The sequence below is a fragment of the Bradyrhizobium sp. SOJA106 genome, assembly GCF_059448745.1.
On sequence record NZ_CM182549.1, the window covers coordinates 7,036,819 to 7,058,024 of the forward strand.

At 62.6% G+C, this 21,206-nt stretch carries 17 protein-coding genes and 4 pseudogenes; 1 reads left to right on the forward strand and 20 read right to left on the reverse strand.

What is annotated here, in order from left to right:
- Positions 1–13: 13 nt before the first annotated feature.
- The 8 genes from trbB to AC5V87_RS33270 all read right to left on the reverse strand — a co-directional run bounded on the left by trbB (position 14) and on the right by AC5V87_RS33270 (position 9,035).
- Positions 14–928: a P-type conjugative transfer ATPase TrbB gene (gene trbB / locus AC5V87_RS33235; protein ID WP_495369024.1), complete on the reverse strand. Its 915-nt coding sequence runs from the start codon at positions 926–928 to the stop codon at positions 14–16.
- A gap of 229 nt (positions 929–1,157) precedes the next feature.
- Positions 1,158–2,486: an MFS transporter gene (locus AC5V87_RS33240; RefSeq protein ID WP_495369025.1), complete on the reverse strand. Its 1,329-nt coding sequence runs from the start codon at positions 2,484–2,486 to the stop codon at positions 1,158–1,160.
- Between the two features lie 133 nt (positions 2,487–2,619).
- Positions 2,620–3,045: a CopG family transcriptional regulator gene (locus tag AC5V87_RS33245; protein WP_495369026.1), complete on the reverse strand. Its 426-nt coding sequence runs from the start codon at positions 3,043–3,045 to the stop codon at positions 2,620–2,622.
- Positions 3,046–3,051: 6 nt separating this feature from the next.
- Positions 3,052–5,040 carry a conjugal transfer protein TraG gene (locus tag AC5V87_RS33250; RefSeq protein WP_495369027.1) on the reverse strand — a complete coding sequence of 663 codons (1,989 nt, stop codon included), beginning with the start codon at positions 5,038–5,040 and terminating at the stop codon, positions 3,052–3,054.
- A gap of 36 nt (positions 5,041–5,076) precedes the next feature.
- Positions 5,077–6,840, reverse strand: coding sequence for a relaxase/mobilization nuclease domain-containing protein (locus AC5V87_RS33255; RefSeq protein WP_495369028.1), 1,764 nt, complete (start codon positions 6,838–6,840; stop codon positions 5,077–5,079).
- A gap of 400 nt (positions 6,841–7,240) precedes the next feature.
- Positions 7,241–8,059: a lytic transglycosylase domain-containing protein gene (locus AC5V87_RS33260; RefSeq protein ID WP_495369029.1), complete on the reverse strand. Its 819-nt coding sequence runs from the start codon at positions 8,057–8,059 to the stop codon at positions 7,241–7,243.
- 2 nt (positions 8,060–8,061) lie between these two features.
- A complete protein-coding gene (locus AC5V87_RS33265) occupies positions 8,062–8,574 on the reverse strand; it encodes a S26 family signal peptidase (RefSeq protein WP_495369030.1) in 513 nt (170 codons plus the stop codon).
- Positions 8,571–9,035 (reverse strand): DUF2840 domain-containing protein, encoded by a 465-nt coding sequence (locus tag AC5V87_RS33270; protein WP_456842883.1) that lies wholly within the window; start codon positions 9,033–9,035, stop codon positions 8,571–8,573. The genes AC5V87_RS33265 and AC5V87_RS33270 overlap by 4 nt, the downstream gene beginning before the upstream one ends.
- Before the next feature lie 278 nt (positions 9,036–9,313).
- Here AC5V87_RS33270 and AC5V87_RS33275 point away from each other — a divergent pair, with 278 nt between their 5' ends.
- Entirely contained in the window at positions 9,314–10,360 is a 1,047-nt protein-coding gene (locus tag AC5V87_RS33275) for an IS110 family RNA-guided transposase (RefSeq protein ID WP_495369031.1), read from the forward strand.
- A gap of 587 nt (positions 10,361–10,947) precedes the next feature.
- Here the strand turns inward: AC5V87_RS33275 and AC5V87_RS33280 are convergent.
- The 12 genes and pseudogenes from AC5V87_RS33280 to AC5V87_RS33335 all read right to left on the reverse strand — a co-directional run bounded on the left by AC5V87_RS33280 (position 10,948) and on the right by AC5V87_RS33335 (position 21,180).
- Positions 10,948–11,829 (reverse strand): replication initiator protein A, encoded by an 882-nt coding sequence (locus tag AC5V87_RS33280; RefSeq protein WP_495371992.1) that lies wholly within the window; start codon positions 11,827–11,829, stop codon positions 10,948–10,950.
- Positions 11,830–11,851: 22 nt separating this feature from the next.
- Positions 11,852–12,133 (reverse strand): helix-turn-helix transcriptional regulator, encoded by a 282-nt coding sequence (locus AC5V87_RS33285; protein ID WP_128921270.1) that lies wholly within the window; start codon positions 12,131–12,133, stop codon positions 11,852–11,854.
- Between the two features lie 131 nt (positions 12,134–12,264).
- Positions 12,265–12,526, reverse strand: a pseudogene (locus AC5V87_RS33290) (DUF2285 domain-containing protein).
- A 303-nt stretch (positions 12,527–12,829) separates the two neighbouring features.
- Positions 12,830–13,024 carry a transcriptional regulator domain-containing protein gene (locus tag AC5V87_RS33295; protein ID WP_456842879.1) on the reverse strand — a complete coding sequence of 65 codons (195 nt, stop codon included), beginning with the start codon at positions 13,022–13,024 and terminating at the stop codon, positions 12,830–12,832.
- A gap of 174 nt (positions 13,025–13,198) precedes the next feature.
- Complete coding sequence (locus AC5V87_RS33300) at positions 13,199–13,519, reverse strand: DUF736 domain-containing protein (protein WP_456842878.1); 321 nt, start codon at positions 13,517–13,519, stop codon at positions 13,199–13,201.
- 471 nt (positions 13,520–13,990) lie between these two features.
- Positions 13,991–14,458 (reverse strand): annotated as a pseudogene (locus AC5V87_RS33305) (hypothetical protein); the annotation flags it as partial.
- 338 nt (positions 14,459–14,796) lie between these two features.
- The gene (locus tag AC5V87_RS33310; RefSeq protein WP_495369032.1) at positions 14,797–15,858 is read right to left on the reverse strand and encodes a DUF7146 domain-containing protein; all 1,062 of its coding nucleotides are present in this window, start codon (positions 15,856–15,858) and stop codon (positions 14,797–14,799) included.
- Between the two features lie 98 nt (positions 15,859–15,956).
- Positions 15,957–17,450 (reverse strand): annotated as a pseudogene (locus AC5V87_RS33315) (strawberry notch family protein); the annotation flags it as partial.
- Positions 17,451–17,633: 183 nt separating this feature from the next.
- Complete coding sequence (locus tag AC5V87_RS33320) at positions 17,634–17,825, reverse strand: hypothetical protein (protein ID WP_495369033.1); 192 nt, start codon at positions 17,823–17,825, stop codon at positions 17,634–17,636.
- Positions 17,826–17,854: 29 nt separating this feature from the next.
- Positions 17,855–18,326: pseudogene (locus AC5V87_RS33325) on the reverse strand (DNA-binding protein); the annotation flags it as partial.
- Positions 18,327–18,556: 230 nt separating this feature from the next.
- Positions 18,557–19,498, reverse strand: coding sequence for an ArdC family protein (locus AC5V87_RS33330; protein WP_495369034.1), 942 nt, complete (start codon positions 19,496–19,498; stop codon positions 18,557–18,559).
- Positions 19,499–20,148: 650 nt separating this feature from the next.
- Positions 20,149–21,180: an IS110 family RNA-guided transposase gene (locus AC5V87_RS33335; protein ID WP_495369035.1), complete on the reverse strand. Its 1,032-nt coding sequence runs from the start codon at positions 21,178–21,180 to the stop codon at positions 20,149–20,151.
- Positions 21,181–21,206: the final 26 nt, after the last annotated feature.

Here is a 21,206-nt window from a genome sequence, read left to right on the forward strand (position 1 = left end):
TTTCTGACGCATGTCAGTCTCCTGCTGATGAAAGGTTGTAGTCGCCAGCGGCACTAAGCCCTGTTACGCGGGCGAGTTCAGCGAGGCGGCGGTCAGCGCCGCGGCCCGCAAGGACGGCGACGAGGTTGATCGTCTCAGCGATCAGGGCGCGCGGAACGGTGATGACGGCTTCCTGGATGAGCTGCTCGAGCCGCCGCAACGCACCGGTCGCGCTGCCCGCATGAATGGTGCCGATGCCGCCGGGGTGGCCTGTGCCCCATGCCTTGAGCAGGTCGAGCGCTTCGGCACCGCGGACCTCGCCAACCGGAATGCGATCAGGTCGTAGGCGCAGCGAGGACCGAACGAGATCCGATAGCGTAGCCACGCCATCTTTGGTCCGCAGCGCCACTAGATTGGGCGCTTTGCACTGAAGTTCGCGGGTATCTTCGATCAGCACGACCCGATCAGCAGTCTTTGCCACCTCGGCCAGGAGCGCATTCGTCAAGGTCGTCTTGCCGGTCGATGTCCCACCGGCGACAAGAATATTTTTTCGTGCGGCGACCGCGTTCTTCAGGATCCTGGCCTGCTCCGAGGTCATGATCTCCCTGGCGACGTAGTCGTCGAGCGTAAACACGGCGACGGCGGGCTTGCGGATGGCAAAGGCGGGTGCGGCAACGACCGGAGGCAAGAGACCTTCGAAGCGCTCGCCAGTCCCGGGTAGCTCGGCCGAAACCCGTGGCGCGCCGGCATGCACCTCGGCGCCTACGTGATGGGCTACCAAGCGAACAATGCGCTCGCCATCCGCTACGGACAGGGTTTCGCCTGTGTCGATAAGGCCATTCGACAACCGGTCGATCCACAGCCGCCCATCGGGATTGAGCATCACCTCGATGATCGCTTCGTCTTCGAGGTAGCCAGCAATCGCCGAGCCTAGCGCGCTGCGCAGCATTCGTGCGCCGCGTGAACTCGCTTCCGATTGAAAGGAATGGATTGCCACCGTTCGTCCCCACCGAATGAGGGCGTCCACAGAGGGCCCTCAGATGGGGATGATTAGAAAAAGCACCAATGGACTTGGCGCAACAACCGCTTTCGGTGATCGTAGGCTGGCGTAGAAAAAGGAAGACTGAGACTGATATTCGGCGGCCACTCAATCGTACCCGTCCACGGCGAGGTGTTGTTTACCACGCGGCATCGTCTTCCGCGGGCGGGAGAATGACCCAATCCTCATACGAGGTTGCCGACAGGGCAAGGTCGAAGACATCAGCCGGCGCCAAGAACGGAGTCGACCTCATCCGTGAAGCTAGGTATCCGCCCCAAGGTAGCGCGAACCAGAGCAGCGCCGCGATCTGAAGTGCTACGTTGAGACCGAACGCGACTTGATAGGCCTGGACGGGCCTATGGCCACCATTCACAGACCATTGCTCCAGAATCAGGCCAGTCCCGAATTGAGCCAAAAATGCCCAACCGAAGTGCAGGACGTTCAGGGCGCCATTGGCGCGACCAGCTACCTCAGGCGGAAAGTAATCCGCTATCACCGCGAAGCTGGCCACAGTGGCCGTTCCGACGATGGCGACTACGGACCAGGGCACAATGGACGGCAGAGGTGCTCGCAAGGTCAAGGCTAACTCGGCTGCGACAAACAGAACTGCTACCATCACTAATATCCTCTCCGCCCCGATTCCCCTCCGCTTGATGAAATGGACCGTCATACCGAACAACCAGGCACCGCCGCTCAAGACGATCGACATCATGAAAAGCAGTTTGACGAGACTTGCACGATCAAGCCCCTCTACATCTGTCAGCCACGGCGATGCCCACAATCCCTGCAGGGACCAGGACGATCCAACGCAAGTCGCCGACAACGGGGCCATTCGCCAGAAGCGTCGATCGCTGAAAACGGAGCCAAGGGTGACGCGCGCTGTTGATGGGACAATGCCTCGTTCAGGCACGACGACATAGATGAGAATGGCCGTCGCACCGGTAGCGGCCGCCAGAACCTCAAAAAGTGGTCGCCAGCCCATCCAGGCGAGCAGGTGCTCGACGGGAGCCGTAGCGGTCACCGCTCCTAGCGATCCCAGCATGACCATGTAGCCGTTAAGCAAGGCGACACGCTCCCTGGGGAACCAGAGGACGATCGACTTCAGTCCTGCGGTCAACGCCGCCGCCACGCCAAGCCCGATCATTGCACGCGCGATCAAAAGTGACAGGAAGCCGGTCGATACTGCGAACAGTCCGGCGCCCACCGCTGCGAGCAAGAGCAGAGCACTCTGAACGCGACGCGGACCAAATCGGTCCAACAAGATGCCGACGGGAATCTGCGCAGCCGCAAAAACAAGGAAATAGACTGACGTGAGCAACCCGAGGTCGGCAGTCCCAAGCCCGGCATCCGAGCTGAGATGACTGGCGATCAAAGCGTTGATCGTTCGAAATAGATACGAAAGATAGTATCCAGCAGCAAAAGGGAGAAAAACGCGCGCGATGAGTCGCCATGTCCCGGAAATTTGCATGCTGGCCCTCTTGCTGTCAGCTCGTGCGAGCCGATAGCGCGACCAGCTTTTCGTCAGTTCGGCTAAATCGCTGCGATCGTAGGCTGGCGTAGAAAAAGAAGGACCGGCGAAGTGGTCTGTCTACATGGTTCGATCAGGTTTCTTCGGCCGGTTCCTGACGGCGGATATCTTCCGGAATTTCGCGCAGAAAGCTTTGCCCCTTTTGCAAGCGGCGCCCGAGCGCTTCGACAAATCCTTCAAACCGCTCCCGGCCTTTTGCCTGCGCGGCCGCCTGCGCGTCATTAGGTAGCGGCGGCGTGATCGTCAGCCAGAACCGAATAAAGAGAGCCAAGGTTTCAGCCGTCAGACCAATGTCGCGCTCCAGCCTTTGCATTTGACGCGACAGCCGATCCAGGCGCCGGACGAACGCCGCCTCCCGCCTGTCCGCGCCGTCCGGCGAGAGAAACGAAGCAACAGCGGCCTCCACGATTGCGGACCGGGAAAGCTTCTTGCGATCGGCGAGATCCGATATCTGCTTCAGAAGCTCAGGTGGGAAGTAGACATTCATCCGGTCGCGCATATCGCCTCAGAGCTCCATACCGTCATTCGGGTCCAGGGCGGCCTGACGGGCGATACCGCGCATCTGTTGGCGTATGAGCCGCGACTGACGGACCGCATCCTCGTCGTCGTCAAGAACGGCCGCAAATTCTTCTGCCGGTGTCGGTTCGGTCGTCTCCTTGGCGATCGCGACGTGATCGGGGAGTTCGGGCTCACGACGGAGTCCGCTATTCGCCGTGTCCTCCTCGGCCTCCGCAGCTTTGTGAGTTGGGCCTGCCGTCGGCTTCAATGGTTCAAGCGCTGACCATCCGTCCGTTCGCTGTGATCGGCCGGCGCTCGCCGGATCCGGCGGCGGCAGCACCCGCTCGGTGAACCGCCGATCCTCGTAGTAGCGGACCTTCTTCGCCCGGATCGGCGCCGTTCCCGCCACCATGACAATCTCGTCCATCGGCGGGAGTTGCATGACTTCGCCCGGGGTCAAAAGGGGCCTTGCTGTCTCCTGGCGCGAGACCATCAGGTGCCCCAGCCAGGGGTTAAGTCTGTGACCGGCATAGTTCTTCATCGCCCGCATCTCGGTCGCGGTCCCGAGCGCGTCGGATACCCGCTTCGCCGTGCGCTCGTCGTTGGTCGCGAAGCTGACGCGGACGTGGCAATTGTCGAGAATGGCGTTGTTGGGCCCGTAAGCCTTCTCGATCTGATTGAGCGACTGCGCGATCAAGAAACTCTTGATGCCGTATCCCGCCATGAAGGCGAGCGCGGATTCGAAAAAATCGAGCCGCCCGAGTGCGGGAAACTCGTCGAGCATCATCAGAACGCGATGCCGGCGATCGCGGGCGTGCAAGTCCTCGGTCAGACGGCGGCCAATCTGATTCAGCACCAGACGGATTAAGGGCTTGGTCCGCGAGATATCCGAGGGCGGCACCACGAGATAAAGCGTTGTCGGGCGGCTATCTGCGATCAGATCGGCTATGCGCCAGGCGCAACGGCAGGTCACCTGAGCCACTACGGGATCACGATAGAGCCCCAGGAACGACATCGCAGTGGACAGGACGCCGGACCGTTCATTCTCCGACTTGTTCAGGAGCTCGCGCGCGGTCGAGGCGACCACGGGATGGGCGCCGTGCTCGCCAAGATGCGGCGTCGTCATCATTGCCTTGAGCGTCGCCTCGATCGGCCGCTTCGGATCTGACAGGAAAGCGGCGACACCGGCCAGGGTCTTGTCCATCTCGGCATAGAGAACATGAAGGATGGCGCCGACGAGGAGCGAATGACTGGTCTTCTCCCAATGATTCCGCTTGTCGAGGGAGCCTTCGGGGTCGACCAGGACGTCGGCGACATTCTGGACATCGCGGACCTCCCATTCCCCGCGCCGGACTTCGAGGAGCGGATTGTAGGCGGACGACTTCGGATTGGTGGGGTCGAACAACAGGACGCGGCCATGCCGCGAGCGGAAGCCCGCGGTCAGTTCCCAGTTCTCGCCCTTGATGTCGTGCACGATGGCCGAGCCCGGCCAGGCCAGCAACGAAGGAACGACGAGCCCGACACCCTTGCCGGACCGGGTCGGTGCAAAACACAACACGTGCTCCGGCCCGTCATGGCGGAGGTAGTCGCGGTCGAGCTTGCCGAGCACGACTCCATCCGGACCAAGAAGACCGGCCGCTCGAACCTCTTCCGCATCAGCCCAGCGTGCCGAACCATAGGTCTCGACATTCTTGGCCTCACGCGCCCGCCAGACCGACATGCCGATCGCCACCGCGATCGAAACGAAGGTCCCCAATGCCGCGATGAAGGCCCCCTCGACAAAAACCTGCGGAGCGTAGGCGTCGTAGACGAACCACCACCAGAAGAAGACGGGCGGGTAATAGATCTTGAAGCCCAACAGTTCGAACCAGGGCCGCCCAAGCTCAGGCTGCCAGGCGAGCCGCCAGGCCGTCCACTCGGTTGCTCCCCAGATGGCCAGCAAGACGATCAGGCCGACAACGATCACCTGCCCCCAGAGTATTTTGGTTCCGGACATCCCGAACGCCCTTCCGCAACTGAACTAGCGAGATTGCTAGAGGCCAAGGTCGCGCTTCCGACCAAAGCCCCATTCGATGCCACCGCCGTCCTTCACGACGCCGGTGACATGTTGGCCGAGGCGCTTTTCGAGTTCGCGCGACCAGGGCACGAGCTGGAAGCCGAGCCCATTGTCGATCATGGCGAAGCGTCCCGAGGCGAGCGTCAGACGCTGGCGATACGTGCCCGCCACATGCTCCCCGGAGTCAGGCTTCACGTAAGGGAGGCTGGTGTCGGCCGAGACTTTTGCTGCCACCTCCTCCACCTCACGCCGGCGCAACGTGTTCAGGAGGTCCCGCTGCAAGATGACGCGTTGGCCCTGCCGCCGTGCCAGGCCCTTCTGGATCAGATGCTCGGTACGGGCTCCCATGGCGTCGCGGGTCTCGCGGCCGAATCCGCCCATGGCCAGCGGCATGGGGTCGCGTTCGACCAGCCTGTAGTCGAGCCAGGTTGCGCCCTTCGCGGTGACCTGCTCGGCTAGATCGAGGTCAGAGCGGATGGCCAGCACCACGGTCGTCCGCGGATCGCCGGCCTGACCGAAGCGTCGGACTTCGACGATGCCCCCGACCGGCGGTGCGTGGTCGAAGGCCTCGATCCCGCGGAAGCGCACGTGGTGTGCACGTCCGTCTGTTCCGTCGATCAAGGCGTAGGCCTCGCCAGTCAGTTCGTCATGCAATCCACGGCCGACCAGCCGTCCGATGATTTGGGACGTCGGCTGTCCACCCTCGATGACGAAGTCGGCAATGCCGCGCGCTTCACCACGCTCGGTAAAAGCGCGGTGCATGGTCTTGATGATGTCGCCGCGCATGCCAAGGTCGCGCAAGCTGCGCTCGGCCTCGAGCCCGACCATCCACTCCCCCGGCCCGGCGGAGACAGCAAGGCCCATCTTCTCCAGGTGTTGAAGGCGGCCGACCATCAGGCGCCGGATCTCGGGATCGGGCTTGCCATGGTTCTGTGGGCGAAGATCGATAGTGCCGGTCTCATCTGCCGCCAGCCGGATTTCCCGATCGAGCCGCGTCCATCGCTCCGCAGTGACTTCCCTCTCCAGCGAATTGCGGATCTCGTGCTCAGGTTTTGGACCGAGTTCAATGGCAACCAGTTCCTCGGCGCGTGAACGCAGGCCCCGGCTGATATAGTCGCGGGACATGACGAGATCCGCCCCTTCCTCATCTACTCCCCGAACCAGAAGATGGACGTGAGGATTGTCGGTATTCCAATGATCGACAGCCACCCAATCAAGCCGCGTGCCGAGGTCGGTTTCCATCTGCTTGGCGAGATCGCGGGTAAAGGCCTTCAAGTCGGTCATATCGCCGGCGTCCTCGGGGGAGACGATGAACCGGAAATGATGCCGGTCGTCCTTGCACCGTTCTGCGAAAGCCGCGCTATCGGCGCGGTCGCTGCCGGCATCGAACATCTCGGCCCGCTCACCACTCCGGGTCACGCCGTCGCGCTTCAGATATGAGAGATGGGCGGTCAATGGTGCTGAACGGAAGGCCCGTCCTTTGTGACGAACCACGCGCGCCTTCACCATGACACGCCGTGTCGGGCTGAACAATCTGGCGCGGCTGAAGGCGAGGCGCCCGCGGCCAAACGTCGAGCGCCCATAGGACGCAGAACGCCTGCTGGCCACGACCTGACCCGAGGTGTGTCCGGCTTTCTTCGCGGCGCGCAGCACCTGGTTGATAAAGCTCTTTTGCTTCGGCGCGCGGGTACTGCGGATGCGCCCGGGCCGAATACGCAGATCGCTGTCGCGCACGCTCACGGCATGGCCTCCAAACGATTAAACACCCACACGGTGCTGAAAACGCCCTTGATTACATTCGTCAAAATGCAAGGCGCGGCACGCGTCCCGACCGACCGGCACGCCAGAACCCAAGCCATGCCAATGGCTTGCGGTTCGACCGGCGAGCCCCTTTTATCTCGCCTGGTCTCCCGGTCGCTGGTCGTGTTCGTGGTCTCGCGCTCGCCGGTTCCCGAAAGAGCCGCCGCAAATTGGCAGCCAACTCGCGAAGCCCCCACTGCTTCCGAGCGCTTGCGATAGCGATCGTTACCCGAAGGGCCGAGACACCCGAAGGGTGGCTCGGTGAGGAGCGAAGCGACGAGTAGAGCGCGGGCCGAAGGCATCGCCCATACGCCATCGGCTTGCGAACCCGCACACTTGGTCATTGCGATGCTCCCGAATGCGATCGAGGGACGAACATGCCAATTGGCCGAGGCACCATGGGCGAAACATCGGGCGCCGAGATTGCGGTCGTGACGCCGCTCGACGGCATGAGCGCCGGTAACCGGTCGAGCGTTTTCATGAGATCGGATCGCCTGACAAACAGCGTCGCAACTGCTGATGCCTGTCCGCTGGATGTCCACCTCGGCGGGAGTTCGATGGCAAGCAGATTTGCAAGCTTTGCAACGTAGGCTCGCGTCTCCTCTGGCAAAGAGCCGCCTGCGAGATGCTCTTCATAGCGAGTTGGTCCCGCGTTGTACGCGGCAAACACGCCAGGCGCGCCATACCGATCGAGCAGTTCGCGCAAGTAGGCCGTGCCGGCCAGAATATTGTCACGCGGGTCGTAGGGGTCGTTCCCGAGATTGTAGCGCTCGCGAAGTTCCGCCCAGGTCGCTGGCATGATTTGCATCAGGCCCATTGCGCCTTTCGGCGATCTGGCGCGCACGTCACCAGCACTCTCGATGCTTTGGACTAATCGGATCCAGTTCGGCGGAATAGCAAAACGTTGTGAAGCTTCGTTGATGAAGCTTGCAAACGAGTTAGTTGTCTGACGTCCGGCTGATGCGCTCTGGGCCAAAGCAGCACTGTCGGACGCGGTCAGAAGAAGCAGCACGGGCAGGACAGCACAAACACACGCGCCCAACTGAGCCAAGCGTGCTGTCGCGCTCGCGCCGGCCTTACAGACCTGGATCGGAATGCAGGAATGGCCCCGCAATCGATCGAACAGAGGAATGGCGGGGTTGGAGCGGGGAACACGCACGATCACTCCTCCCACGTCCATACGGGCAGCGCACGGCCGATCACCGCCGACGCAGGCAAGAATCCGAAATATCGGCCATCCAGGGAGTCGCCGGACTGCCAGTTCATCAGAAACAGCTCGCCGTCTCCGATGACACGGCAGCCCTGCCATTTCGGCAATGGCCGCCCACGTCCGTCGCGATCCCTCGCCTCGCCCACCGCGACGTCGTCGACCGAAATCGTGAGGCCGGTTCTGCAAATGGTCTGCCCAGGAAGGGCGAGCACGCGCTTCAGCATGGGGACTCCAATGGGCAAATAGCCGTTAAGGTCGAGCAAGGTTGCGAGCGGCTCCGGCGGCTGCACGGCGACCAATTCAGTGACTTGGAATTGGTCCGCCGGTCGGAGGCGGTAGAGACCGATCGGCACGCTCGCGGATGCGTTCCAGATGTAAAGCGGAAGCGGCTCCAGGACGATCGTCGCAATGAGCGCAGCAGCGAGCCCAATCGTCGCGGCCACCATCATGAGGCGGCCCCTCATCGCATCACCTTTTGGCGATGAAGCCAGGCCTGATGGCGCGCTTTCGTGTAGGAACGTGGGTTTTCGTTGACGGACAGGCGGTTATGAACGTGGTGCCAATGATCGGGCGCAACATCAACCGGATCGATGGCGAGCGCCTCAATGGCATCGATCATCTGCAGCACGCGCTCGACTTTCGACCAACCTGAGAGACGCAGCAAAATCTCTCCGCCGGGTGTCACATATGGCACGGTCGAGCAGCGCTGTCCCGGTGCGACCGCTCGCAAGATGTCGATGCGAGAAATGATCGTGCCAAAATCATTGGAGGTCCAACGGACGAAGGCAAAGATGCTGCCGGGCGCAAATGACAGGACGCGCCGATGGCGATCAAGCTTCCGTTCCTTGACGACGCGACCAAACCGAATGCGGTTTTCGATCCGCTTCTCGAGCCACAACACTTCCACTTCCGTGTGATCGCTCATGCGGCGACTCCCCGACACTGGAGCTGGCAGCCGTGAGCTTGAGGCTCGGTGGAGAATGTGTATGGCCTGCAAAGCGAGGCTGGACTCTCGGACTGCCGTTGCCGAGCGTCGCCATGTTCGCTTTTGGCCAGGTGTGTTAGAAGAAATCCGAAGGATTTCTGGTTAGCCGGGGTACTGACCGGTGCCCACCCGCCGGCCATGCTGCTGCGAGAATGCTTCACAACGATTCGCGAACGGAACGCGCGGTGCGTTCCGGCGATCGGCGGTGGAGGCGAACGATGGACTTCTATGCAGGGCTCGACGTGTCGCTGGAGGCGACAAACGTTTGCGTGGTCGATGGCGACGGCCAGGCCGTCCGGGAGGTGAAACTCGAGACCGATCCGGACGCGATCGAGCTGTTTTTGGCGGAACGGGGCATCCACCTGAAGCGCGTCGGCCTGGAAGCGTTCTCCTACTCGGCCTGGCTGTTCACGGCGCTTTCCGAAAAGGGCCTGCCGGTGATTTGCATTGAGACCCGGCATGCCAAGGCGGCGCTGAACGCGATGCTGAACAAGACCGATAGGAATGACGCCAAGGGCATCGCCCAGATGATGGGGACCGGCTGGTTCCGTGCCGTCCACGTCAAGTCGGAGGGCGCGCAGATGCGCCGCGCGCTGCTCGTCGGGCGCAAGGCGCTGCTCGGCAAGGTGCTCGACATGGAGAACATGATCCGCGGCCTGTTGCGCCCGTTCGGCCTCAAGGTCGGCGAGATCTCCGTCGGCCGCTTTGACGCGCGGGTGCGCGAGATCGTGGCCGGGAAGAGGGATTTGGAGGCCCTTGTCGCACCGTTGCTGGACGCCCGAGCTGCCATGCGGCTGCAGCTGGCAAAGCTGCAGCGCCTCGCGCTGGCAGCGGCGCGGAGCGACAATGCCGTGCGGCGGATGATGACGGTGCCCGGTGTTGGCGCACTGGTGGCGCTGACCTTCCGCGCCACTGTCGACGATCCGGCGCGATTCAGGAAGTCGACCAATGTCGGCGCACATTTCGGCCTGACGCCGCGGCGTTATCAATCCGGACAGACCGATCGCATCGGCGGCATCTCCAAATGCGGCGACGAGCTGACGCGGGCGATGCTGTACGAGGCGGCGATCGCGATTCTCACGCGCATTCCGAAGAATTTCAAGCTGCGACTGTGGGGCCTGCGGCTGGCCAGGAAGAAGGGTCTGAAGCGCGCGGCAACCGCGGTAGCGCGCGCGCTCGCCGTGCTGCTGCACATCTGGATCGATGGCACCACCTTCCGATTTGGCGCCGGCGGCAAGCGCGGCCGGGTCGCTGCGGTGATGTAAGGGCCTCCGCAACCCGGCCGCTTCCACGCGCGCCTTTTCCTTCCGCCACGGCGGAGCAGCGTCTCCCGAGGAGACGGGGATGTGGGTGAGATCGCAACTTTTCTTGCCGGCGGCTTCATGCAGGCGATTGAAGCCATCATGCACGACGCAGGTTAGCCTGACCGCCCATTCCTCAGATTCTGGCTTGTGGTGGCCATCGCGCCAACCACGGATATTAGCGCGTTCTCCTCGACGAGCGAGTGGCCGCAAAAGGACGTGGCGCGCATCAGGTGATGATGTCGACGTCAACGATCGCGAAGATTTGCGCGCGATCGCGTTGGCGCGCGTGCATTGGCGACAACAATCGTATTGCAGCGAAGCTTTGCGCGTGAGAGAGTGGATGCATGAGGCATCCTCAAGGCACGCGCGGCCGACTTGTTCACAACGTACTGATTCACAACAAGAAGTTAGTGTCAGTATGTTAGTAAAGTTAGAGCGGCTAGAAAACGCGGAGAAACAACCTCTTAAGTCCGATTCCGGTCCTCGATAGCACGAGAGTCGGGTCCCCGATAGCACGAGGGTTGCGGTCCGCGATAGCACGAGCTGATTCACAGGTTGTCCTCCGAATTTTGAATGAGACCGCGCCGGCGCAGGCGTGCCGTTAAGGGATCAACAGGCGTAGGCGCGAAGTTCAGTCTCTCGCTGCCGTTCCGGTCTCGCGTGAGCAGGAGCTCATAACCGGGCAATGTCTGTCGCTGGACGATCTGACGTACGTCGTAAGCAAAGTGCTTGAGCGGCGAGAGAATGCCCGACTTGGCATGGAGGTGCACAAGATCAAGACTCCAGCCGCCGTCCTGGCGTCCACCGTGCTTGCGCACGAGCCGGTAAAGCCAGCGCTCAAGGCCGCCCGTCAGATCGAAATAGGCGCGGTCGATCGTCAGCACGAGCGCGTCATCGATGACGCCGGCATAGAACCAGCCAGGCAGGATCAATTCGAGGCCAAATGGGCGACCATTTGCATCGACCGTTTCCTTCCATTCGTTGATCCAGGAGAAGCGATGCCGTCGTCGTTCTGCCGGCTGGCGGATCGACGTCAGCACGGTCGTTGATTGAAGTCGGTCGAGACCCGCCTTCAACCGGTCGTAGTCGCGTGCGCTGGTGCCGCGGCCCACGAACGTTAGAATCTCGTAAGGCGTTGCAGCCATCAGGCGCGAGGTCTTCAAGCCTGCGTCACGGGCTTCGACGATCTGGGACGCGGCCCAGATCAGAACGTCCGCGTCCCAAATGGTCGCCATGCCGTGTTCCGGAACGGCTTCGACCCGAATTGCGATCGCACCCGCGCGGAAATCGATCGGCACGATCCGCTTGGTCTTTGCGAGAGAGAAGAACGGATAAGCCATCAGATCCTGCGCGTCTCGGGGCGCAAGATCGCTGGGAAGCGCCCGAAAGAGCTCCAGCTGATCGCGCTCGGAATGGCGTCCGCGCCGCATGGTCATTGCTCTCACGCGACAATCAGCGACGTTCCTGGCCCGCATACGGGCGCAGCGCCGGGTGCTTTTTGGCTGGCAGTACGGTCCCTTTCCCGGGGTCCGACGTTGACGTCTTGGCGCCGCGGTCGGCCCACGCTTTCAGATCATCGACGGCGTAGACGACACGTCCGCCGATCTTCCGATACGTCGGTCCGGTGCCGTATGTGCGGTGCTTCTCGAGCGTGCGACCTGACAAGCCAAGATAGCGCGCGGCCTCAGGTGTACGCAGGAAGCGCGGGGGAAGACCGGCCATCGGATCGGACATTTGAGAGCTCCAGGAGGACATCGCACTACGCTCGGCTAGGCCGGCGGCTGTGCGGTCATCATGGAGGGGCAGGATCTCGGAGGGGGATGCCGAATCTTGAGGGAGCGATTTTCGGCACCCTTGGGACTGCGCTACTCGTCCTTGCGCCCGGGCCGCAGGAGTTTGCGGTAACCATCGCGCATCAATGCGATGCCGCCTTGTACCAGGCGGATCGTTCGATTGCGCAGATCATGCGTCTTCGGGGATGCGCTTTTTGCCGAACAGCGCTTCGGCGATAACGCGATAGCTACCGCCGGCGCTATGCGCATCGAGCGCGCGCATCGCGGCGCTCAGACGTTCGCGCCGCTGTTTGGACAGTGTGTGAAATGCCGGACCTGGCCCGCGACCATTCATCGCGCGCCACAGCCGTCGGGCTGCATAGGCGCGCGCGCCGAAATCGCCATCAAACGGCAGTTCGGCTGCGTATTTCGAGTCGAGCACCGGCGGCTCTTTGGAACAGACGCGGTGATCTACCGCACCGATGCGCAGCACGGCGCACCAGCCGTCGACAGTGCGGCGCTCCTGACCTGCTGCAAGGTCAAGCAGCGGCTGAGACGCTGAACTGCGATCGGCGGTCGAGGCAACCTTGACCGGAACGACCGCCCTAGAACCTCGGGCGCCCAAAAGATCGTCTTCTGGTCGAACGCCCCCTGTGGGTCATGGGCGAAAGCAGATGCCCCATTTCCTCCTGAATGCGTCAGTCACTTCGCCGTTCGGACTGTTGGCAATCATCACCTCGTACTCACGCCGATAGTCGGCCTTACGACGAAGACATTCCCAGGCGATGTCGGTGACTTCCGCGTCTTGTAGGCTCTTGTAGGAATCCGGCGACCGCCAGTCGAATTCAGGCATTGCTTCCGCCCCATTGCACTCAGCTAAAAAGGATTCGGGCAATTGCTGAAGCATTGGGGGTCGAACCGGGGGACCTGCTCAAAAAGACTGCACGGCTTAGCAAATCGTAAGCCGCTTCAGGCTGCCCGCGAAGCGCCCCGCCCGGCGGACCGGACGGGGCTTGGTGGGGCGCTCTTAGTCGCCGGTCTTGCGCGGGCGCGACCAGAGCAGGGTGTAGCCTTCTCCGCCCTCGTCGTCGAACAGGCTTGCGTAGATCGGCGCGTTGAACGAGGGATCATCGAGCTTGAGCGAGAGGTAGTCGCGGCCCTCTTCCGATCGCTTCGACCAGGCCGCACCGATCTCCGCGCGACCCACATAGATGCGGTGGCTGGGAGCGTTGTCGTTGGACCGGTTGGTCTCGGCGACGATGCGGACCCCCTTGGCTTGCAGGCTCAGGGTGACGATCTCGCCCTGGAAATCGTTGCCGACCTTCTTGAAAGAACCGATGTTAGCCATGTTACTTCTCCTGTTATGTTTCGAGCCCGCGACCATCGCGGCCTCGATGGCGATCTAGGGCCGAGGACGATCGGCGACGCACCCGACTCGGGCCGGAGCGCAGCGGAGGACGTCGTTGTGGCGACTTTCTTGTCTCGCGAGGAATGGGCGAAGCCCAGGGGAAGAAAGTCGCATCAACGACGTTGCGGCTCAGACGATCGAGGCGAAGCCGGTCTTTGGCCAGATCAAGCCATCAACGAGGCGACGTGCGTCCGCGTGCTGAACCACAATCTTACGGAGAAGCGTGGCTATCTTGGTTTTGACGAACAAGAGGTCGGAACGATTTGGCGCAGAAAGAGAAACAATCTCCTGCAAAGGGCGGTATCGTCTCTCAAGAACGGATCGAGGTAACACCGCTCCGCCGCGGCTGCGTGGGCTAGGCCGAATGCCGACGGCTGGATTGAGGACTTCCGAGGAGGACTGCCTCTCTCGCGCTCGGGGGCGCCAGAATGTGCCGGTTTGAGTCTCAAAGCGCTCGATGGCTTGGTCGCGGAAGAGCTCCAGGCAATTGCGGCGCTCGATCAGTGTGATGCCTTCCGCAGTCACGCGCTCAAGTTCGACTGATCGAACTTCGGAGCCGTCCTGCTCGCGCTGGCTCTTCTGCTGCGCCAGTTCGTTGTCGTCGAGTTGGCGTTCGATGCGGTCGACGGCACGATGGAACAGGTTGACAGTCGACCAGAGCAGATCGTCGAGGTCCGGCTCGAGCCGAGTGTCGCTCAACGTCGCGACCAGGGCATCAAAGATGTCAATAACCGCGCCAGCAACGATTTTGCCGTCGGGAAGCGGCCGTGGATCGGGCTGCTCGTCGAACGGGCGGTACCCGAAGAGCTGCAATTCGGTGATAGCGTGGTCGGTCGGAGATATCGCGTACGGCGGTTCAATATCGTCGTGGTCGGTCATCGGGGAGGTCCTTTGCCGGATTGACCGCGACCATCGCGGCCTTCGTGGCGATCACTCAGACGGCAGGCGGAACGGGCCAGAACCCGGAGCAGAGCGGAGGGCCGAAGCGCAGCGAAGGATGGCGAAGACCGGCTATTTTGCTTCGCGATGCAAAGCGCGCTCCCCAGATGGCTTATGTGCCTTCGCATCTCCGGCGCGCGGCGGAAAATAGCCGAACGCAGCCATTGCCGGCCCGAGCCGCTTGCCGTCCGATCGCCCTCTAGAAGGCCGTGGTCGCGTCCTCTTCCGGCAGTGGCCGCACCGCGACCGACCTGTCGACGCCCATCGAATTGCCGGGGCTATTCCGCGGTTGCCATCGACGAATGCAGGAAACGGACGACGTCCTCCGGTACGAGTTGAAGTAGCAACGCTGCTCGGAGGGCCTCGAGGCCGAAGATGTGCAGATCTTCGTTGAAGTCGCCCAGCCGGGGCGACAATGCGATCGCTTCAATGCCGGCGCCTTCTGCGCGCTGGGTGAGAATAGCCTGTACGGCATCTCCGGCGGCATCTGCGTCACGGGCGATATAGAGTCGGCGTAGGCCAGACGGCAGCAACATGGCTGAGAGGTGATTGGCCGAGAGAGCAGCGGTCATGGGCAAGGTCGGCAGTACATAGCGCAATGACAGCATGGTCTCGATCCCCTCGCCCGCAGCGAGCACGTCGTCCACCACGCCGAAGCGAACGGCGTTACCAAGCAGGTCGCCCATGGCCCGTCGTGGTGTGTCGATCGGGGCCTTGCCGAGCCGCACGCGATCAAAGCCGTGTGGATCTAGCCAGGTGCGATGCACGCCCGTGATCCGTCCCTCGAAGTCCGTGACAGAGCCAATCATCGCCGGCCAGGTTTCTGTCGGCGAATGCTCGTCCGGTCGATAGTAGCAACGAGGATGGAAGCGCAAGCTGCCACCATGGTTGATGCGGGTTATCCCCCGGCGCTGCAAGTACGTCTCGGCTAGCGTCCCTTCGATTCGGCTGGATATTGCAAAGAGCCGACGGGCAGCTTGCTGCGATCCGGCCACTACACCTGGATGAACGGGTTTCGGAGCCAGCTGCGGCTCCAGACGAGGCAGTTTCAGAAACCGCCTCGCCTCCTCGGCGACCTCGCGAAAGTCTCGCAACGCCAGACTCTCGCGGATGACGTCGAGGAGATCGCCATGTTCGCCGGTTGCAGCATCGGTCCACTTGCCGGCGGCGCCCTTCGGCGATTCCTGGAGACGCACGAACAACGAGCGGCCCGGCATGTTGTGGACGTCGCCGACCACCCAGTATCGCCCTGCTCGCTTGCCATTGGAGAGATAGTGTCGGCACACCGCCTCGGCCTCGCGCGCGAGGCGGCGTGCCAGTTCGGAAGCATCGTGGGGCATCACGCGGCCTCCCGCGCACTGATGCGCGCCACTGGATAGGTGCCGAGCACCCTCGACAGGATCTCGACGCCGCTCGAGTCCGTAGGCACGAATATGCGGAGCTTCCAGGAGATGATCTCCCCAAAGAGGCCGTGAGCCCGGAGACGGTGGCGCATCGTGAGGTCGCGCGCCAGCACCTCCATGGCCGCGACGCCGCCCTGCTCGATCGCTTCGACGAGCTCGACGCGTGTGGCGAACGGGAAGTCGGCGCCGCCCCAAAGGCCGACGCGTTGGGCATAAGCGAGGTTATGAACCGTGGTGGCCCCGGTCGCTGACACATAAACCACGCGTGCATTCGGCAAGGCGTGCTGAAGCCTCAAGCCCGCGCGCCCCTGCTGAGAGGCCGCCTGGTCGCCGCGCTCGGCCCTGCCTCCGACCGCATTCTGTATGGCGTGGCTCTCGTCGAAGACGATCACTCCGTCGAAGTCCGAGCCCAACCATTCAACGATCTGCCTGACGCGCGAAAGCTTTTCGCCGCGCTCGTCGGTCCGTAGCGTGGCGTAGGTGGTAAATAGGATGCCTTCCGAAAGCCGGATCGGGGTGTCCCGGCTAAATCGGCACAGAGGCGTAACAAGCAATCGCTCCATGCCCAGCGCCGACCAGTCGCGCTGCGCGTCCTCAATCAGCTTGTCGGACTTGCTGATCCGGACCGCCCAGCGGCTGCCCTTGAGCCAGTTGTCGAGCAGGATGCCGGTGACCTGCCGTCCCTTGCGCGCGGCAGCCACAACTTCAAAAGTGGCGTCGACCGTCCAGGAGCCCGCGAGAAACTCGGAATGCGCTTCGCCGGCATAGATCACGCTCTCGAGCTGCGCGTTCGACAGAAGTCCATCCGCCACCAGGCTCGATGGCAGGTGCGGACGATAGGTCGGCTTCGGTGGCGCGACGGACGCCATTGCCGCGGACTGCACGAGTATCGTCGGATGCATGCGCGATCCCGGGATATGGATCGACTGCAATCCGTCCTCCCCGTAAAGCGCATCGGTCAGCCGGACGCCTTCCGGCGGCGACCATTCGGCCACCTCGAATGCAAGTTCAACGCCTTCTGGCGCTGCGCTGATCGAAGAGGACGATGAGCGAGGCGCAACGGCGCCGGTCGACCGCGACTTCGCGCGGTGCCTAATGAAATCGACCGCGGCCGGCGTGACGAGGGGTAGCGCAAGGGGGATCGGCGTCGAGAATCGCTGAAGCGCCTGGCTGTCCTCGGAACGCCGCGTATGGATCGGCAAACAGCTCGCGATCTTCGCGCGCATCGGCAGCATGGCAGCCGTCGCGCCAGCCCTGGCCCGCATGGCGGGTCCGAACTTGCAAAGAAACAGAACGGCTGCCGCCTCGCAGACATCATAGGCGGTCTTCCAGTTCCAGGCGCCGGTCGCGTCGGCGGCGCCGAAGGCAGCCTCCATGGCGCTACGCAGAACAGCGGCATCGATGCGCCGGCCGCGTCCGAGCTCGGCCAGGAGCTGTCGCGCGGCCCTGACAGCAGCGGAGGTGAAAGTTGCAGCGGCGCGCAACGAAAGCGGCGCGGCGGCAGCGCCGCCAGCGAGAGATTCGGTCATGGCAGGATTTCTTTCGGAGAGCAGGAAGGGTCGAACCGCCAGGCGCTCTCCTCTGACCTCGACGGCTCAAACCCTTCCCGGCTCGGCTCTCCCTCTCAGACCTGGGGCATAAAATGGGGACCGGCGCTGCACACAGGTCCCCGAACAATCGCAGGACAGCTTCAGCCGTCCCGCCACATGATGTCACTCAGCCGCATCGAGTTGTCGCGGATCATCATCGCTGACGATTTCCGAATCCTCCTCGTCGGCGAGGGACTCGGGCAGCGGGCCCGCTTCGCCGTCCTGAGCCACTGGTGCCGTATCGGAATCGATCGGACGGAGAGGCTCCGGCAACCAGCCCGAGCCATCCAGAAGACGCTCGGTCTCCTTGGCCATGTCGGCCTTCTTCAGATGGCCGACGACGTTTCGGCGCCATCAGGATCAGTTGCCTGAATCTCGTCCTCTGGCCGGACGTAACCCCGGTCCACGGGGAGGCGTCCTTCGGAATCGATGCTGATGAAGACACCAGCTCGGGCGATGTCGGTCGCTTCGTAAAGCATCGGCCAGTCTTCAAGTGCCGCCAGTGCCGTCTCGATTTCGCCGAGACGTTGATCGACTTCGTCGGGCAATTCGTCGGCATCTTCGAGCTTGGCCTGCTCGGCGCTCAGCGCATCGAAGGTTGCCTGCTCCTCAGGCGAGAGATCGGCAGGTCTGCGCTCGATTTCTCTTAGGCCTTGGGTGTGACCGTAGGGGAACCCACGGCGACCGATATCCACTTCCAACCTTCGGCGGCAATCATCTCAGCCTCGGCTTTGAGGTTTTCGGTTACGAGGCGGTCGAGCAACACGACGTCCTGAAGCAGCCGCCGTCGTCGTGCTCGAACAGATCGCGCAGAACGCCGGCCTTGACCTTGCGAACATTGGACTGGCTCAAGACCAGCTTGTTGAAGGGAATGTCCCGGGATGGACTGAGTTTGATCTTCTGAACGGCGCGAGCCATGTCGGATTCTCCGCGACGGGCGGCCGAAAGACTCTCTCGACCTCCAACCCGTCACGAACTGCACCGCCCGTCCTCTCACGCTCTGAGGCCCCGCCGCGAAGGCAAAGCCGAAACAGCTGGCGGATGCATTATGCGGCCTCCTCGTCGACAGAGGCGATCGGCCATTGCTGAAAGCCGAGCAGGAAATCGGCGGCCTTCGACGCCGCGCTCGCCGCCCGTACAACGGCGCGGTTGTCCTCACGCAGCACCTCCAGCCAGGAGCCGATATAGTCGGCGTGGCGCACGGTCGGTACGATGCCAAGTGAAGCGCAGACGAACGCACCCGCCATCTCGGCGACCAGTTCCTCGCGCGCGTAAGATTTGGAGCCGAATGACCCCGAAAGATCACGAGCAAGCCGGGAAACAGCTCCACTCCAATGCGACAGTTCGTGGAACGCGGTCCGATGCCAGTTGATGGGTTCGAAATAGGCCGCCGGCGGCGGGACCTGAACGAAATCGCTGCTCGTATTGTAGTAGGCGCGCGCCCCACCAATCCGGAAGTCGGCGCCGGTTGCGGCAATCAAGGCCTCAGCCTGCGGTGCGATCTGATCCGGTGGTGGCGGGACGACCGAGCCAGCGACGTCCTCGGGCAAGCCGTCACACTGCTCTATGTTGAAAACGGTAAAGCGCTTGAGAAACGGGATCGTGCCCGGCTCCTCCCCGGTCTCTGCGGTACGTCGACGCTCGTCCTCGGGAATGAAGCGATCCGCGTAGACAACGGTCGTACCTCGTTCTCCCTTCCTGACATGGCCGCCGAGCCCGAGCGCCTGACGAAAAGTCAGCCAGCTCTGGCTGGAGAAGCCGCACTCAATAACGGCACCCCACAAAATCAGCACGTTAATTCCGGAATAACCACGCAGCGTCGAAGCATTGCGCGGCATGGCGAGCGGCGCCTTGATTGCCGCCGTTCCCCACGGCTGCACCCAAGGGATACGGCCGGCCTCCAGTCCCGCGATGATCTTGTCGGTGATTTCAGTGTAAAGGCTCGCCCGGTCCTTGCCGGCGCGGGCGCAAGCGTTGGGGTTTGACATCGCGGGTCTCCGCGACGGGCACCCGAGCCTCTCTCGCAGCTTGTAACCCGTCACGGAAAAACAGCCTGCACTCTTACTCTCAGCCTCTTCGCAATCTGCCTGAGGGTCGCAGGCCCGATCAGGCGTGCGCCAGCGGCGCATCACCTCAACGGAAAATGGCACCCGGAGAGCGTGAGCATAGCGACCCGAAGGGGCACGCGGGTCCGAGTGCAGCGACGAGACCGGTTCAATAGCGGCACCCGGGAACGGGGCAGTGATAGCGATCGCCGCAGGCGAGCCCCTTTCCCGAGTGCCCCCGGCGAGGAGCACCAAAGCTCTAGCGCGAGGGATCGAAGCCGCAAGGCCGAGACGCGGCTCGGTTCATATGTGGACGTATATGGACCCCGCCCGATTGCAACGACCGGCTTGATCAGGATCGACGGTCACAACTGCAGACGTATATCCGGCTTCTTGATGCGGCTGGACAACGTCTCCGCCGCGAGCCTCGATGGTTTTCGCCGGCTTCCACCTCAACGGCCCCGAGACATCGGCGCAAGCCGTGCCGGTCCACACATCAGGTTCGGGAAGCGACGGGGTGACCGTTTTCGCCATCTCCTGCCATTTGTTGCAATTGCCGGGTGAGACCTCCTTTCCTTGATTGCCGCTTCGTTTCAGGCCGCCTTCACCGACAGCGCCGGCGCATAAGCTGCGTCGCCTGTGAGCATAGCCCACACGATCCGCGCGTTCTTGTTGGCAAGAGCCACGGCCGCGACATTGGGATGGCGCCGTTGTCGGATTTTGCCGAGCCAGAGGCTTTGCGGATCCTGCTTGCCAGTGGCCCGGCTTAAAGCGGCGCGAGCTCCGTGAATCATCAGCGTCCGCAGGTATCGATCGCCGCGTTTGCTGATGCCGAACAAGCGGGCCCGCCCTCCACTGGATCGCTGCGTCGGCACCAGGCCAAGCCAAGCCGCGAACTGGCGGCCGTTCTTGAAACAGCTTCTATCGCCTACGGCTGCGATCAAGGCTGTTGCTGTCACAGGTCCGATGCCTTCGATTTTGCCGAGCCGCTGGCACTGCTCATTCGTACGGAAGATTTCCCTTATCCGCCGGTCATACGCTGCAACGCGGGTATCAAGCTCGGACAACTCCTCTTGCAATTCCCTCATGAGCGCTCGGAGCATCTCGCTGAGGCCGTCATTGATGTTCCCTACGATGACAGCGAGGCCGCGCCGCAGCTGCGCGATGTCACGGGCAATGACAATGCCATGCTCGGACAGAAGACCGCGAATCTGGTTGGCGAGCCTGACCCGGTCGGCGACCAGGCGTCGGCGAATGCGGTGGACAGCCTGTACCGCCAGCTGATCGGTTGATTTCGGTGGCACGAAGCGCATGGACGGACGGCCGACCGCTTCGCAGATGGCTTCCGCATCGTTCTGGTCGTTCTTGTTTGACTTGACGTATGGCGTCACGAACTGAGGGCTGATCAGTCGGACCTGATGGCCAAGCGCGGTGAGCACGCGAGCCCAATAGTGTGCCCCGTTGGAAGCCTCCATGCCGACCAGGCAGGCCGGTAAATTGGCGAAAAAGCCGGCCACCGCATCGCGACGCAACCTCTTTCGCACAACGACTTTCCCGTGGTTGTCGACGCCGTGAACTTCGAAGACATACTTCGCCAGATCTAGACCTATACGAACGACCTGCATGATATCCTCCTTCACTGCAGTTGACG

Coding starts and splice junctions, on each gene's coding strand:
- AC5V87_RS33245 (WP_495369026.1), bottom strand. CDS start 3,045: ATGCGCGACCGGATGAATGTCTACTTCCCACCTGAGCTTCTGAAGCAG.
- AC5V87_RS33310 (WP_495369032.1), bottom strand. CDS start 15,858: ATGCCCCACGATGCTTCCGAACTGGCACGCCGCCTCGCGCGCGAGGCC.
- AC5V87_RS33285 (WP_128921270.1), bottom strand. CDS start 12,133: ATGTCCGATCCGATGGCCGGTCTTCCCCCGCGCTTCCTGCGTACACCT.
- AC5V87_RS33250 (WP_495369027.1), bottom strand. CDS start 5,040: ATGTCCGGAACCAAAATACTCTGGGGGCAGGTGATCGTTGTCGGCCTG.
- AC5V87_RS33330 (WP_495369034.1), bottom strand. CDS start 19,498: ATGTCAAACCCCAACGCTTGCGCCCGCGCCGGCAAGGACCGGGCGAGC.
- AC5V87_RS33295 (WP_456842879.1), bottom strand. CDS start 13,024: ATGCCTGAATTCGACTGGCGGTCGCCGGATTCCTACAAGAGCCTACAA.
- AC5V87_RS33280 (WP_495371992.1), bottom strand. CDS start 11,829: ATGCGGCGCGGACGCCATTCCGAGCGCGATCAGCTGGAGCTCTTTCGG.
- AC5V87_RS33240 (WP_495369025.1), bottom strand. CDS start 2,486: ATGCAAATTTCCGGGACATGGCGACTCATCGCGCGCGTTTTTCTCCCT.
- AC5V87_RS33335 (WP_495369035.1), bottom strand. CDS start 21,180: ATGCAGGTCGTTCGTATAGGTCTAGATCTGGCGAAGTATGTCTTCGAA.
- AC5V87_RS33265 (WP_495369030.1), bottom strand. CDS start 8,574: ATGAGGGGCCGCCTCATGATGGTGGCCGCGACGATTGGGCTCGCTGCT.
- AC5V87_RS33275 (WP_495369031.1), top strand. CDS start 9,314: ATGGACTTCTATGCAGGGCTCGACGTGTCGCTGGAGGCGACAAACGTT.
- AC5V87_RS33320 (WP_495369033.1), bottom strand. CDS start 17,825: ATGGCCAAGGAGACCGAGCGTCTTCTGGATGGCTCGGGCTGGTTGCCG.
- AC5V87_RS33300 (WP_456842878.1), bottom strand. CDS start 13,519: ATGGCTAACATCGGTTCTTTCAAGAAGGTCGGCAACGATTTCCAGGGC.
- trbB (WP_495369024.1), bottom strand. CDS start 928: ATGCTGCGCAGCGCGCTAGGCTCGGCGATTGCTGGCTACCTCGAAGAC.
- AC5V87_RS33270 (WP_456842883.1), bottom strand. CDS start 9,035: ATGAGCGATCACACGGAAGTGGAAGTGTTGTGGCTCGAGAAGCGGATC.